Raw genomic sequence first — 14,996 nt, forward strand, 5'->3', positions numbered from 1 at the left:
CGGCGGGGCGCAGCGGCGACGGGAGGGGCGCGGGCGGACAAGCGCATTTCAAGCAGCGGAAGAGATCCGCCCCGTCCGGCCGCGCCAAATCCCGCCGTGCCGCGGGGAGCACGACGGGATCGGGCGCGGGCCTGCCGCCGGAAGGCGGACGGTCAGCCCCCGGACGAAACGTCCGTCATCTTCTCCAGCACCTGATCGAGGCTGAAGCTGGCCGCTTTCTGGCGCGGCGGGAACTCCTTGAACGATTCCAGGAATTCGGCGACTCCCGCCTGCGCGGGGACGAGCAGGAAGATGCGGCGGAACACCCAGTCCCAGTACGTGTTCGAGGTGATCTCCGCGCGCTCGTAAGGGTCGATCCGCAGATTGAAGATATAAGGCACGCGCAGCGGGATGAACGGATCCTGCCAGACTTTCAGCGTACCCGGCACCCGCTGTTCCAGGAACATCATCTTCCAGTTGTCGTAGCGCAGTGCTGCCACGTCGCCGTCGTCGGTGAAGTAGATGAAGCCGTTGCGCGGGGACTTTTCGACCTCGCCTGTCAGGTAGGGCAGCAGATTGAATCCGTCGAGGTGGACCTTGTAGGTCTTGTCGCCGGCCTTGTGCCCCTTTTTCAGCTTTTCCTTGATGTCGGGTTCGCCCGCAACGGCCAGGATGGTGGGGAACCAGTCGAGGTGACTGACGATGGCGTTCGATTCCGATCCCGCTTCGATCTTGCCGGGATAGCGGACCATGCAGGGCACGCGGTAAGCGCCTTCCCAGCTCGAGTTCTTCTCGTTGCGGAAAGGCGTCATGCCGCCGTCGGGCCAGGTGTTCATGTGCGGCCCGTTGTCGGTGCTGTACTGCACGAACGTGTCGTCGGCGATCCCGAGGTCGTCGATGAAGTCCAGAAGCTGGCCGATGCACCAGTCGTGATAGATCATCGCGTCGTGATATTCGGACTGCCAGCGGCCCGACTGGCCCACGCATTCCGGCTTCACGTGCGTCCAGGCATGCATGTGCGTGGTGTTGAACCATACGAAGAACGGTTCGCCCGCGTCATGCGCGGCCTGGATGAAGACCTTGGCCGCTTCGAGGAATTCCTCGTCGCAGGTTTCCATGCGCTTCTTGGTCAGCGGCCCGGTGTTCTCGATCTTCTGGCCGCCCTTCCCGTCCGCCCAGCAATGGAGCACGCCGCGCGGGCCGTACTTCTTCTTGAAGTCGGGGAAGTCCTCCTCGCTGGGATAGTCGGGGTGCTCGGGCTCCTCCTCGGCGTTCAGGTGATAGAGGTTGCCGAAGAATTCGTCGAAGCCGTGGACGGTGGGCAGGTGCTCGTCCCGGTCACCCAGGTGGTTCTTGCCGAACTGGCCGGTGCGGTAGCCGAGCGGCTTCAGCGCCTCGGCCGTGGTGATGTCCTCGTGCTTGAGGCCCAGGTCCGCGCCGGGCAGGCCGACCTTGGTGAGGCCGGTGCGCAGGCCGCACTGCCCGGTGATGAAGGACGCGCGACCCGCCGTGCAGCTCTGCTCGGCATAGGAATCGGTGAAGATCATGCCTTCCTTGGCGATGCGGTCGATGTTGGGCGTACGGTAGCCCATGACCCCCTCGTATAGCAACTGAGGTTGGCCTGGCCGATGTCGTCCCCCCACATGACGAGGACATTGGGTTTACCTTTGGGCATGGCGATTCTCCGATGGCGAACACGGTTGGAACGCAGCGAGGGTGGCGGGTCGATGCCGCGGGCTCCATCGGGGGAATGCCGGGGATATGCCTAGGGAAAGCCCCGGTGTCGGTCTCGTCACCAAGGCCGGCGGGAATCACGGCGAGCAGGGAAATGCGCGCGCGCAACTCGGTGATTATCCCGATGGCGCGGCGGCGAGGCGGACGGGACAGTATCGCGCGCCGGATGGTTCGCTGCGAGGTTCCACCTTGGAGAAGCGGATTCCGACGGGAACGCGCGCTCGCGCCGGAGACTGCCGATGTCCGTGGTTACGATGCTGAAGCTGGGCCTGCTGCTGAGCGTTTTCGTGAACGTCTTGGCGCTGGCCATGCGCGCGAAGGGTGCCGACGTGATGTATCTCGTCCACCACTGGCGGCAGGGGCTGCGCGCGGTCGCGGCGGTCTACGTCGCGGTGCCGGCGGCGGCGATCGGCCTGTGCCTGGCATTCCGCTTCCATCCCGCAGTCGAGATCGCCCTGGTCGCCATCGCCTTCTCGCCGATTCCGCCGGTGCTCCCCAAGAAGCAGCTCAAGGTCGGTGGCAGCGCGTCCTACGTGACCGGCCTGCTGGTCCTCGTCTCGGTGCTGTCGCTGGCCGTCACCCCGCTGGGCATCGCGCTCGCCGCCCGGATCCTGCATGCGGACGCGGCGATGGGGGTCGGCAGCGTCGCCGTCACGCTGCTGCTCACCGTCGGCGTGCCGCTTGCGCTCGGCCTGCTCTCCGGCAAGGCGCTCGGCGATGGGGCGCTGCGGGTGTCGACGATCCTGGCCAACGTCGGGGCGGTGATGATCGCGCTCGCCATGATCGCCTGGGTCGTGGTCGCGGCGCCCGCGATGTGGGCGGTGATCGGCGACGGTACGCTGCTCGCGCTGGCCGCCCTGTGCATCACCGGCATGGCGGCGGGTTATCTGCTGGGCGGTCCGGGAAGCGGAAACCGCGCCGCCCTCTCGCTCGCCGCCGCCGCGCGCCATCCGGGCATCGCCGTCGCCATAGCGACCGGCAACTTCCCCGACGAAAAGCTGGCGCCGGCCGCGATCCTGCTCGCGCTGATCCTCTACGCCGTCCTGAGCGTCGTCTACCTGCGCCTGATCGACCGCGCCGAGGACGAGGGAGCGGCTTTGGCATAACGCGCCGCTATTGCCGCGCTAATGCGGCGCTAATGCACTGTCAGAAGGTCACCACCACCTGGGCGTCGTCGGCATAGCGGCCCAGGCCGACATTCTGCAGCGGCACCATCCGGCCATAGATCGCGATCCGCAGCCTTTCGCCGAAGTGCGACGGCTGGAACACCCCGCCCACCGCCCGCTCACCGCTGCCCCACAACGCCGAGCGATTGGGGTCGGAATAGAGCTCGTAACGCAGCGGCGCGGCGCCCGGCCGCTCCCCCGCCATCCGGCGATCGGCGCCCGAGCCGTTACCGCCGCTGATCGCGATGCTGTAGTGGATGGCGCCGCAGCCGTTGCCTTCGCAGTCGCACCTCAGGCCGATGTCGCCGCTGGTGTCGTTGGCACGGCCGGACGCCGGGTCGTAGATGCCGAAGTCGATGTCGCGGGTGTCGACGGTGCAACTGTCGGCGGCGAAGGCGGCGTCGGCAAGCAGGGACAGGATCAGTCCCAGGACCAGTCTAGGGCGCATGGCAGACGACCTCCTTGGCTTGGCCGGTGTCCTCGGCCGCGGAATCGGGGGTTTCAATGACGCAGCGGCCCTCGGGATCGGCCACGGTGATCGCCGCTATCCCGGCGGCGTTCCCGATCCAGACCAGTCCCTCGTAGCCGACCACCGCGACCTGCACGCCGCCGACGAGCACGGGTGTGCCCACGGCCGGCGGCTGGCCTGACACGCCCACCACCCGCAGGTAGATCGAACGATTGGGCAGGACCGGCAGCTTCACCACGACGCCCGCCTTGCGCGGCGGGCGCACGATCGCCTGCGACTGCGGTGCCTGCAGCGAGAACGGCAGCGCACCGGGCACGATCTCGATGCGCGAGGGCGCGAAGGACGTGACATAGGGCACGAACAGGCTGCCGTCGCGGCCGGTATGGCCGATGATGCGGTTCTCCTGCGATATCGCGATGCCCGGCGTGCCCGTCTCGACGACCGCGAAGCTCTGGCCCACGGCCGAGGATATGCGCGGCGCCGACCCCGCCAGCCAGACGATCGATCCCGTCGCGAAGCCGCGCGCCGAAAGGCCCCAGCGGCCGACCTCGAGCGCGACGGCGGCGTCCACCACGCTGGAGTCCAGCCGCAGTTCGCCCTCCGCTTCGCTGAGGCCGTTGCCCCTGCCCTCCACGCGCAGCCGCCAGCCCAGCCCGCCGTCCTGCGGGGGCGGATTGCTGGCATAGGCGCTGGCGTATGTCGGCGAGTGGCTGCCCGTGCCCGCCTGGCTGCCCATCGTGCCCCGGTGCCCGAACGGAAACAGTATGCCCGCCGAGATGCCCTTCGCCTTCAGGCCGAACTGGGAGACGTAGCCCGAGATCGTGAACGTGGCGCGGCGGCCGATCGGGCGGTCGTACGACATGGTTACGATACCCACGTCGGTCCGGTCGGTCTGCAGGCGGGTGTAGTTCACGTTGAAGTTGCCGATATCCCGCAGCGACAGGCTCGCGCCGCCGAGGAGCCGCAGGTTTATCCGAGGGTCCCCCGCCCTGCTCGCGAGGTCGCGGAAAGGCCCGACAGTCCTGGAGATCGATCCGTAGACCGCGAAAGGGCCGGTCCGGTGCTCGATCGCCGCCTGCCAAAGGCCCCCGGTGCCGGCGCTCCCGAAACTGAGGTCGCCGGCCAGAGAGACGACGGCGATCTCCCCCACCTTGAACACCGCGCCAGCGCCCGCCTGCCCAAGTGACTTGGTGGCGGCGAGGCGGCCCTCGACGGTCAAAGCGTCGCTCACGCCGAGGCGGGCTGAGCCTTGCACGAAGGAGTCGGTGTAGCGATCGCGCGGGCCGGCATAGTCCGCGCGCAGCCACCCCGCGTCCAGCGCATAGGCGGCGAGACCCGGACGCAGCAGGCTGTTCGATCCGTAGAAGGTCAGGTTCTGCACCGTCTGCCGCCCCAGCGCATCGGTGACGACCATGCTGAGCTGGCCGTAGCCATTGAGTACCGGGGGCTGCTGGATCTGGAACGGCCCCCGCGTCGGCTGCGACAGTTGCTTCACACCGTCGATGTAGAGGTCCACCGTCGAGGGCACCGAAGGCGCACCGCGCAGCAGCGGCAGCGGCTGGGTGATAAGTTCGGGCCGCAGCCCGAAGTCACTCCGCAGGCTGAATCCGGCCCCGCGAAACGGGCGCGACCACGATTGGTATCCGGAGACGAAATCCCCGAACACGAATTGCCGCATCCGCGCCGGATCGTCGTGGATGAACGTGGTGTCGAGCCGGCGCAGCCCATTGTCGTAGCGCCCGGACCCGCCGTTATCCTGCACCAGCCATGTCGTGCTGAACACGCCCGGAGGGCCGAATGCCCGCCCCTCGAGCGTGGCCGCATAGCCCAGCTTTCCCCGCGCGGGTGCGGTCACGGCGACGGCATAGTTCAGCAGCGCTCCCCAGGCGACGGGATCGGGCAGGACGAGACCCGCCTCGGGGCTGATGATCTGCGTGACCATGATCTGCGGATCGGCCAAAAGTTCGACGGCCTGATCCTCGGCGCGCAGGGAATAACGCAGGCCCCGGATGGCCGACAGGCTGACCATGCCGTCGGCGGCGATCGCATCAGGGGGCACCCTGATGCCCAGCTTCGCCATGTCCTGCTGCGCGATCTGCAGACCGGACGGCCCCTGCTGGAAAGCCACCACGAGACCCAGGTCAGCTCCGTTGAGGGTCACGCCAGCATAGAGCGTCTCCGCCATGGCCGCAGGGCCTGCGAAAGCGACGGCGCCCGACACGAGCGCGACCAGGGCGTGGCGCCGTCTCACGCATTACCTGTAGACGAGCGGCACGTTCGCCGTGACTGTCCCGCCATCGGTCATGGCCTCCACCGTGATCGCGGCCGGCTCGCCGATCAGCCGGAACCGGCAGGACCAGCTGCCGGCGGCCAGCACGTAGCCTGCCAGCCCCTCGTAAAGCACGATCGGCGCGCCGCCGCCGGCGGTGTAGTGCAGCTGCGTCAGCCGCACCCGCCTGACGCCCGAGTTCGAAACGCCAAGCGTGGCGATCCGGCTTGCCCGGTCCACCGAGCCCGTCCAGGCAAGAACCGGCGGCGTACGCGGAACCGGGGTTGCCGGGGCGGCGAACACCGGCACGATCATCCGCACAGCCATGCTGACGCGGGGCGAGGAGGCGCCGATGGGCAACTGGTCGACCATAAGGCGATAGGCCCGCTCGATCGGCCCGCCCGGCACCAGCAGGGCCAGCCGGACGACCTGCCGTCCACCGGGGAGCACGCTGAACTGGGCCGGACTGAAGCCGATGTCCGCGCTGGGCGTGTAGATCTCCTCCCCCGCTTCGTTGCGCCAGGCGAACAGGCGCAACTGGGCAGTGAGGGTTTCTGCCCCGCTGTTGCTCACGAACAGGACGCTGTTGGTTTCCCCAGACTCCAGATCGATGACGGTCGGCGCCACTCCCAAGCTGCCGGCAGCGCGGGCGCCGGCAACCCGTAACAGGACCAGCCCCGCCAGCCCGGCAATGACCGTGCGACGATGCACGGAGAATCAGAAATAGAGCGTGATGACAGCGTTATCTACGAAGTTGCCGGAGCCCGGTGTGCTGGCGACCAGCTTGCCGAAGACCGGCGCGGTCTGGGTCTGTCCGGTGGCGGTAGCGCTGACCCGCTCGCTGACGATCGTGTCGCCCCAGCGATTGGCCAATCCGATTTCCTTGTAGAGTTCATAGGCGAGATAGTCACCGGTCTGCGAACCGTTGCCGCCCTGGCGCAGCATCCGGCGCTGGCCGCCCGAGACGTTGGCGCCGTTGTCGATGCCGACGGTGAAGGGAACGCCCGCCGTACAGGTGATACGGATGTCGGTCTGCGGAGGCTGCGCCGGGGGCGTGGTGGACACCTGCCCGAAATCAAGCGTCGAATCCTGCACCGCGCACTGGCTGAGCACGGTCGCCTGGACGCGCAGGTTGCCGGTGGCGGTGTTCGTAGTCTGCGCAAGGCCTGCACCTGCCGCGGTCACGGCGGCAATGGCGGCAGTCAGCTTGAGCATATTTCGCATGGTAAACATTGCCTTGGCCTTTCGTTTTCTCATCCTCCTCTGCGTGGTAGACGCCCGGCGCGTCCCCCGACATGGGGGTTAGCACCTACAAAACCGGCGAAATTTTCCGTAAGGGGCAGCGCGGCCACAGACCGCTCGCGGCGGCGCCATGCATGAAATCCGCCGGCGCATGCCGCCATTCTGAAGCTGGCATCGCGCGAGGGGACCGGCCCGACCTTCCCCGTCCGAACAGCACGGCGGCCACGCTTCCGGCGAGCGCGACGATAACGGGTAAAGGGGCTGTTATCGGTGGTAGCGGAGGAGGGACTCGAACCCCCGACACGCGGATTATGATTCCCTACTAAATATTTGATTTTTCAATGCATTTTCCCCAACCTCGGGAAAATCCGACCGTGCAAAATCAATGGGTTAGAAGCGAAAACCCAACCGCCACTGAGCGTCAAATCGTGCATGGGAACACCCGCGCATGACCCACCCGCGAGTATCAGACAGCGCTTGGCGACGCAGCTACGACGTCGAGGATCAACGCGCCCAGGTAGCAACCGTCTACTGGGAGCCCACTCCCAAGAAGGAGAACTTCCACCGCTTCACAGACGTCTACCGTGACACGGTGGAGGCCTACGCCGGCCACGTCCGCGAGCATGGCAAATCCCTTCCGATCTCGCATAACGCGCTGCGCGTTCTCCGCGCGCTGTTCAGCGTCATGGACGGGAAGACAGGCCGCTGCGATCCATGCCTCGACACCATATCCAAGCGCAGCCGGCTTTCGCGGCGGACCGTCGTCAGGCTGCTAGCCAAGCTGCGGTCGGAGAAGATCATCAACTGGGTCCGCCGCACCGTCAAAACGGGCAACGCAAAGGGCGAAGGTCCGCAGCGCCAGCAAACCAGCAATGCCTATTTTATCGACATGGTGAAGCTGCCGATCGAGATCGTACGCACCTTGCGCCAGAAGCTGGGCGACAAGCTTCGCGAAAAGGTCCGGCACCTCGAAGGTTCGGGCGCCGTCCCCAATCGCATGGCGATCAAGGCGGAACGGCTGCTGAAGAGCGTCACCGGTGCGCTGTCGGCCGGCGTCGGCCGAGAGCGCACCGAGCGGCGCTCGCTGGTTAGCGGCACCGCCACCTCGCGCCTCGCGCATATGTACGGCGGCGACCTCGATGCCATGCGGCAGCACGAGGAAATGCTCGGCTTGTCATCTGTACCTAGTGCGAGTGCCAACTTGGCATTGTACCCCCGGCTACAGAACTTAAAGGATAAGGACTGAGGACGCCAAGGCGCCCTCAGACGTAAATCTGTATTGTCCCCCCTGCCTAGATGCCTCTTCCCGCCTTCAGCGCAGCGCCAGCGGAGCCGGCGTGTAAGGGCGGCTGCGCCGCCCAGGGGTGTCCGAGGGGGCCAAGAGCAAAGGGCGTGCCAAGTCTCGGCTCAGCGCCACCGGAGGGGTCGTGACATCATGCCGTTAGGTGCATCAATCTGCATCAGCGGAATGGGCGAAAATCACCCTCCCCGGCCTAGGTCCTAGGCCGGTTTCCAGCAGGTACCGGTGGTGCATCAAAACCGACACGAAAAGTGCGCGGGCGAGGCGGGGGGAAAAGCGCGCGCTGAGGGGTGGCAGGGTGCCGGAAGCTCGGCCAGAATTTTTGGCGCGGCCCGCGAGCGGAAGAGGCTGATCAGGATGGCGAGGGGATAAGCTCTCCGGGATCGCTGTCCAGAGGCACCCCGAAGGATAAGCTCCGGACAGCGACGAGGTAGCGGGCGGGAGCCGTGCTACCTCTAGGTGGAGGGTCGGATTATCTGTCCACTTACGCCCATTTTGCCATTCGAAGGGTGATCTCGCAACGCGAGATGCCGTCTTTAATGGAATAGATCCACAAGCCACGCTTTGCTCACGTTTTACCGCATTTTGTGTTGCACCTACAAACGATTGGCGACAGGAAACCATCCTGAAAAATGACGACGATTCGTTTGCACGATCCTTCGGATGGAAAAGCATGATCTCCATGTTCCGGCGTCTCTTTTTGTGCCCATTAAACAAGCATCGGCCGTTGCGCCGTGATGTCGAATGGGACGGATTAAATTACGTCGGACAGTGTTGTGATTGCGGCGCAGAAATCCGACGTCGCCGCAGACACGACTGGCGTCATGACAGCTAGCATGGTGCGCATGGATCACCTGATTTGCCGCGAGGCCGTAAACCAACGAAGGGGCCTATGATGAAAAAGATTATCGCGTTTCTTCGTACGTGGTGGCGAACCCCGTGGCACTGCAATTCTCGCGTTCAAGACTGCACTTTTCGTCACAGATGTAGTGCCTGCGAAAGTGAATACAGTTCTTGAATTCGCTGCGAGTGGAGCGGCGTTGAGGGCCGGGAGGTTGTCCCCCCGCCACCGGTGAGACCTCGATGCAGTTCTGCCGCTATCATGAGTTCCATCTTCGCTCAGGCTGACTCGTTTGCCCGCATCGTCGTTTACGGCGCCAATTGAGCGCGGGCGTTCTGTGACAGGCTGAGGCCGGCAAGTGTTGACCGACTCGGCTTACGTTCTTCATATGTTCTCGCGAAGGAGATGCACGATGAAGATTGAAGACGTTCGCGGCGCGGTCGCCGATACATTGGAGGCGCGCGGCCTCGACAACCGAACATTCCTCCGCGAAATCCGCAGCGGAAAGCGCGACGAAAGCCCGTACATGATAGGCGCGCTGGCTTGCGCGGCGGCGAAGAGCCGGCAGCCGGCCCTTTGATGTGCCGCGCAATTCTGCGGGCGCAGAGGCAGTCACGCGGATCTTCGAAGCGGCAGCCTGGATGTACACCCTCAAGCTCACGTGCGAGTGCGGGAACAGCAGCGTGTTCCACTCCCACGCCCTATGGTGGCGGTTCCATCATTCCGGTTGGGACGATGCGCTGACGAAGGCCGGGTCGCACTTCTATTGCCGCGTGTGCTGGCAAAAGCACTGCCGCAAGATGCGACCGCTAAGGCTCGATCCTTGTAAGGAAGGGCCAACCATCCAACTGCCCATGCCCAGCGACAGGGAGTGGAGGCGCGCCGTCAACCACTTCCGGTGTTGAAATGAGTTAGGGCGGCTCTATTGAGCCGCCCTTCGTTGTCCATTAGCTCTGCGCGATCAGGCCGCCGAGACCACCCGCTCCCGAAACCTTATCGCCTGGCGCCCGAGCGTGTCGTTCAGTTCCAGGAACACCGACTGAAGCGGCTCGATCTCCAGTTCGAAGAAGCTGTCGAGCGCCTTGGCCGGATCTCCGAAGCCGCCAGCGTTTGCAGGGATGATACCCAGCAGCTGGGGCGGCACGCGGTGCGCCGCCAGGACGTCATCGCGCGTGGTGTTCTTGATCCCAAGGAACTCATCCTTGGCGCCCACCTCGGCAATCGGCAGGATCTTGATGCCGTTCTCCTTGCCGTCGGTCGCATGCACGAACAGGTTGCGGAAGTTGCCCGGCCCCTTCGACTTCTTGAGCGCGGCGCGCATGTTGTCGACATCACCATCGGCGAACTGCCCGGTGGCATAGAGGATGTAGCCGGCGTGGCTTCCGTTTTCATAGTACCTGCGCCGGAACAGCGTCGCGTTTTCGTTGAGCAAGGCAGACTGCAGCGCCGAAAGATATTCCGGCAGGCCATAGATCTCCTGATTGATATCGGGCGCCATGATCTGGTGGACGGTGCCCGCGTCGAACTCCATTTCGTTCTTGTAGCCAGGCACCCACCAGAAGCTGCCCGGCATCACACCGCGCCGGGCGTACTTGGCGAGGATGTGATCGAGGCGCATCAGGCCGCCCAAGCGGCTGCGCACCTCCTGCACATAGGCGTTTCCGAGGACGAGATAGTCCTGCACCACGGCGGCGAAGTCGCGCCGGTTGATGAGCGATGCAGGATCGAGGCTCGCGGCCAGCAGGTTGCGCTTCAGGATGATCGCGCTGGAGTGGTGGGGCGAGGCGCGGAACGAGCGCGACAGCCCGTCAAGCGAGATCGGCGGCTCGTACCAGCGCTGGTTGTGCCAGCACTCCAGCATGTCGAGCATGGTAGCCCGGCTGTTCACTGGCTCGGGATCCCCGAAGGTGAATGCCTCGATCGAGTGGCTGCGGTCGTCGTTTGCCGGAACGATCGCGCCGCCCGATGCGGCGGCGCTTTCCTGACGGCTCATCCTGCGGGCACGGCTGCGCTTGCTCATTCGATAATCTCCATCGTGCCCTTGGGCTTTTCCTTGCCGTCGAGCGGCTCGTTCATGAGAATGTGCATGGCCGCCCAGGCGAGATCGGCATGGCCGTCGCTGCCGCCGCGCCCGGCTTTGAAAGTGACGTTGCGGCCACTGGTGGTCAGCGTCTTCTTGATCGAGACGAAGGCCGAGACGATGTCGAGATAGCTGCTGTCGAACGCCAGGCGGCCCCGGCGGATGACGTTCTGCGCTTTCATGATCATGCCGGCCTTCACCTCCAGCGAGTATTCGATCTTGGCGACCGAGCACCCCGGCATCGCGCCGACCTTGGCGAGCAGCTGGTAGACGCCGGCGCCCACTCCTTGCGCATCGACGCCGAGATAGGTGCAGTTGTAGCGGGACAGGACCGCGATGATGAACTCGGCCTGCTGCTGGAAGTCGAGGCCGCGCAGCTGGTGGCGTTCGAGGATGCGGAATTGCCCGCCCTCCACCAGCGGCGGCGCGGCGATCACCAGCGCGGCATTGTCGCCTGCCTCGCTCGACTGCGGATCGTAGCCCGCCCAGACGGCGCGATTGCCATAGGGCCGCGCCGCCTCGATGGCGAAGTCGGTCCAGTCGACCAGGCTGTCGCAGCCGCAGGCGATCATATCGTTGAACTTGAACGCCGAGAGGCTGTCGTCGACGAAGTCGCACAGGAACAGGTTGGCGAACTCGTCGGGCGCGTATTCGTCGCGCAGTTCCTCGATGTCGAAGAGATCGCAGCCGCCGGCCTCGGCGTCCTCGATATTGACGATGTGGCGCCAGACCCGGTCGGCCCCGACGCTGCCGGCCGCCGCGAGCGCGGCATGGCTGACGTCGATCTCGATCCGGTCTTCCTTTTTGCGCCGGCGGTTGCGGCGCTCGCCGGTCCAGTAGGGATAGGCCGGGTGGGCGATGCTGGACGGCGTCGAGAAGTAGGTCTTCCGCCACTTCTTGTGCGTCGCCATGCCCGAGGCGACCTTGTTGAGCTCCTCGAACGAATGGACCCAGAAGAACTCGTCGAAGTAGAAATTGCCGTGCCGACCCTGCGCGGTGCGGAAGTTGGTGCCGAGGAAGTGCATCTCGGCCGCCGCTTCCTCGGCCGGCCGCAGATCCGAGGTGATCAGCATCGGATCGCCGGTCAGCGCGACGCCCACCAGCTTCGCGAAGCTGACGATGTAGGAGCGGAACTGGTGGGCCTGCGCCTTCGAGGCTGACAGGAAGATCTGGTTGCGGCCAGTCTCGATGGCGTCGATCAGCGCTTCGAATGCGAAGTAGTACGTCGCGCCGATCTGCCGCGACTTCAGGATCATGCGGGTGCGCTGGCTCAGCGCGTTCCACCACGTCAGCTGGTAGTCGTAGAGCCCATCGAGGAAGATGCGCTTGAGTTCGGCCGCCTGCTCGCCGGTGAAGTGGTTCTTCTTCGGCGCCTTGCGCGACCCGGCGTTGCGATTGCCGACCTTTTTGTTGAGGTCGCCGGCATGGCCGCCGGGCTCCTCGTAGCGGCGCACCCGCGCCAGGCTCTCGATCTGCCGGCTCAGCGCATCCATCTCGACGAGATCGCCGCTGGTCTTCTTCTCCTTGGCGATCAGGGTCAGCAGCCGGATCTCCAGCCCGTCCTCGATCTTCTGGATCGACGGCGCATCGTCCCACTTGTCGCGCTGCTTCCACGCCGCGATCGTCGCGCGCGGGATCGGACCGCCGGTGTCGCCCTTGACGCCGTGAAGCGCGAACTCGTCGGCGATCTGCTGGATGCCCCACCCGCGCCAGTACAGGCTGCGGGCGTGGCGGCGCGGATCGAACTGCCATGCGGCTGAAGGCGCGCCGGGCTGCGGGAGGAATGGGCCGGTCATGGCGCGACCATGGCGCGCGCTTTCCGCCCCGATCACCGCCGTCCATTTCGCTGAACGCTAAGCGAAATGCATGCCCTTGAGAGATCGTGTCCGAGCGTCCCTTTCTGGCCTCACACCGCCGCCGAACTCTCCAAGGGAACCGGACCGATCATGGCCAAGAGCAAGTTTTTCCGCGTCGCCGTCGAAGGCGCCACCGTCGATGGCCGCGTGATCCAGCGCGAATGGCTGGAGCAGATGGCCGCCAACTACGACCCGGCTACCTACACCGCCCGCATCAATTGCGAGCACATTGCCGGTTACAGCCCGGAGAAGCCGTTCAACGCCTACGGCTCGGTGCTCTCGCTCAAAACCCAGGACGTCGAACTCACCATCGGCGGCGACAAGAAGAAGCTGCTGGGCCTCTACGCCGAGATCGACGCGAACGACAATCTGCTGGCGATCAACAAGGCCGACCAGAAGCTGTTCACCAGTTGCGAGATCCACCCTGACTTCGCCGGCGAGGGCGAGGCTTACCTCGTCGGCCTGGCCGTCACCGATCAGCCTGCATCGCTGGGAACCGAACCGCTCAAGTTTGCTGCACTGTCGCGCCCCAACGTCTTCTCCGCCGCGCATGAAACGTCGATCGAGATCGCCGCCTCGGCCGAGAACGCCAGCGTGGCCGATGCGATCAAGTCGGGCTTCGCCGGCCTCGCCGCCATGTTCGGCCGCTCCGAAGGCGAGCCCAAGCCGAAGCCTGAACCCAAGCCCAAGGCGGCCAACGACAACAGCTTCGATGTTGCCGCTTTCAGCGCCGCGCTGGGCGATCAGGTCGCGCTGGCGGTGAAGCCGGCGAACGATGCCGTCACCGCGCTCGGCGCCCGTTTCGACGCGCTGGAGGCCAAGCTGGCGACCACCGAGCAACCGCAGGGCTTCAAGCGCGCGCCCGCCGCCGGCGGCAAGGGCTCCGTCGTCACTGACTGCTGATCCGGCCCGTAATCCAGACCTGCCCCACGCCCCCGCGTCCCCCTAGGAGCCTTCGCCAATGCGCAACGAAACCCGCCTGCTGTTCAATGCCTACGTCAGCCAGATCGCGCTGCTGAACGGCGTGGAAAGCGCTACCGTCAAGTTCAGCGTTGCCCCCGTCGTCGAGCAGAAGCTGGAAGAGAAGATCCAGGAGACGAGCGACTTCCTCTCGCAGATCAACGTCGTGGGCGTCCCTGCCCAGCAGGGCGAGAAGGTTGGCGTCACCGTCACCCGCCCGCTCGCGAGCCGCACCAACACCGGCGCCGGCAACCGCCGCACGCCCGGCGACCCGACCGACACCACGGACGATGGCGGCTACCACTGCCGCCAGACCAACTTCGATCACGCGATCAAGTACGCGAAGCTCGACGCCTGGCGCCACAAGCCGGAATTCCAGACGCTGCTGCGCGACGTCATCCTGAAGCAGCAGGGCCGCGACCGCATCATGATCGGCTTCAACGGCACCTCGATCGCGCCGCAGACCGACCGCGCCGCCAATCCGCTGCTGCAGGACGTCAACGAAGGCTGGCTGCACAAGATCCGCACTCATGCCGCGAACCGCGTGCTCGACGACGGTGAACTGAGCACGGCGCCTGCCAAGGCCGTCTACGTCGCCGCCGGTGTCGAAGTGGTCGACGGCGATGCGACCAACGTCGACACGGCCGAGGCCGACTATGCCAACCTCGATGCGCTGGCGTTCGATGCACTCGACCTGCTCGACCCCTGGCATCGCAGCGACACTGATCTCGTCGTCATCGTGGGCTGGTCGCTGGTCAAGGACAAGTACCTCAACCTGCTGCAGGCCGCCGGCGACACCGCGACCGAGCGGGAGGCGGCGCACCGCATCCTGACGCTGCCCAAGCAGCTGGCCGGCAAGCGCGCCGTCATCGTGCCGTTCTTCCCGGAAGACGCGCTGCTGGTCACCAGCCTCGATAACCTCTCGGTCTACTGGCAGGAGGAAACCCGCCGCCGCCAGGTCAAGGACGAGCCCGCGCTCGACCAGATCGAGAACTACGAATCCGTGAACGAGGATTACGTGGTCGAGGACTACGGCCGCTGCGCGCTCATCGAGAACGTCGTCATGGGCAAGAAGCCGGCCTGACCCCGGCTCTCGCCTC

General features: G+C 65.5%; 11 protein-coding genes and 1 pseudogene. 5 read left to right on the plus strand and 7 right to left on the minus strand.

What is annotated here, in order from left to right:
- Positions 1-152: 152 nt before the first annotated feature.
- Positions 153-1,654, minus strand: a pseudogene (locus AC07M9_RS09900) (arylsulfatase).
- A gap of 298 nt (positions 1,655-1,952) precedes the next feature.
- Between AC07M9_RS09900 and AC07M9_RS09905 the strand changes: the two are divergent.
- Positions 1,953-2,819, plus strand: a complete 867-nt coding sequence (locus tag AC07M9_RS09905) for a hypothetical protein (RefSeq protein ID WP_494883384.1) — start codon at positions 1,953-1,955, stop codon at positions 2,817-2,819.
- Positions 2,820-2,859: 40 nt separating this feature from the next.
- On the opposite strand, the gene AC07M9_RS09910 is transcribed toward AC07M9_RS09905, so the two are convergent.
- The 4 genes from AC07M9_RS09910 to AC07M9_RS09925 are packed head-to-tail and all read right to left on the minus strand — an operon-like array spanning position 2,860 to position 6,841.
- Complete coding sequence (locus AC07M9_RS09910) at positions 2,860-3,327, minus strand: Csu type fimbrial protein (protein WP_494883386.1); 468 nt, start codon at positions 3,325-3,327, stop codon at positions 2,860-2,862.
- The gene (locus AC07M9_RS09915; protein WP_494883388.1) at positions 3,317-5,599 is read right to left on the minus strand and encodes a fimbria/pilus outer membrane usher protein; all 2,283 of its coding nucleotides are present in this window, start codon (positions 5,597-5,599) and stop codon (positions 3,317-3,319) included. Before AC07M9_RS09915 ends, AC07M9_RS09910 begins: the two co-directional genes overlap by 11 nt.
- A gap of 3 nt (positions 5,600-5,602) precedes the next feature.
- Positions 5,603-6,328 (minus strand): fimbrial biogenesis chaperone, encoded by a 726-nt coding sequence (locus AC07M9_RS09920; protein WP_494883390.1) that lies wholly within the window; start codon positions 6,326-6,328, stop codon positions 5,603-5,605.
- Positions 6,329-6,334: 6 nt separating this feature from the next.
- Entirely contained in the window at positions 6,335-6,841 is a 507-nt protein-coding gene (locus tag AC07M9_RS09925) for a Csu type fimbrial protein (RefSeq protein ID WP_494883392.1), read from the minus strand.
- Between the two features lie 466 nt (positions 6,842-7,307).
- On the opposite strand from AC07M9_RS09925, the gene AC07M9_RS09930 reads away from it, so the two are divergent.
- Together AC07M9_RS09930 and AC07M9_RS09935 are read left to right on the plus strand one after the other, a co-directional pair.
- The gene (locus tag AC07M9_RS09930; RefSeq protein WP_494883394.1) at positions 7,308-8,105 is read left to right on the plus strand and encodes a helix-turn-helix domain-containing protein; all 798 of its coding nucleotides are present in this window, start codon (positions 7,308-7,310) and stop codon (positions 8,103-8,105) included.
- Positions 8,106-9,412: 1,307 nt separating this feature from the next.
- Positions 9,413-9,580 carry a hypothetical protein gene (locus AC07M9_RS09935; RefSeq protein WP_494883396.1) on the plus strand — a complete coding sequence of 56 codons (168 nt, stop codon included), beginning with the start codon at positions 9,413-9,415 and terminating at the stop codon, positions 9,578-9,580.
- 381 nt (positions 9,581-9,961) lie between these two features.
- On the opposite strand, the gene AC07M9_RS09940 is transcribed toward AC07M9_RS09935, so the two are convergent.
- Positions 9,962-11,020 carry a phage portal protein gene (locus AC07M9_RS09940; RefSeq protein WP_494883398.1) on the minus strand — a complete coding sequence of 353 codons (1,059 nt, stop codon included), beginning with the start codon at positions 11,018-11,020 and terminating at the stop codon, positions 9,962-9,964.
- On the minus strand, positions 11,017-12,876 hold the full coding sequence (locus tag AC07M9_RS09945; protein WP_494883400.1) for a terminase large subunit domain-containing protein: 1,860 nt from the start codon (positions 12,874-12,876) through the stop codon (positions 11,017-11,019). The genes AC07M9_RS09940 and AC07M9_RS09945 overlap by 4 nt, the downstream gene beginning before the upstream one ends.
- Before the next feature lie 150 nt (positions 12,877-13,026).
- Here AC07M9_RS09945 and AC07M9_RS09950 point away from each other — a divergent pair, with 150 nt between their 5' ends.
- Positions 13,027-13,839, plus strand: coding sequence for a GPO family capsid scaffolding protein (locus AC07M9_RS09950; RefSeq protein ID WP_494883401.1), 813 nt, complete (start codon positions 13,027-13,029; stop codon positions 13,837-13,839).
- Positions 13,840-13,897: 58 nt separating this feature from the next.
- A complete protein-coding gene (locus AC07M9_RS09955; RefSeq protein WP_494883403.1) occupies positions 13,898-14,980 on the plus strand; it encodes a phage major capsid protein, P2 family in 1,083 nt (360 codons plus the stop codon).
- Positions 14,981-14,996: the final 16 nt, after the last annotated feature.

It is taken from the genome of Novosphingobium sp. GW821-FHT09E05, assembly GCF_059416165.1.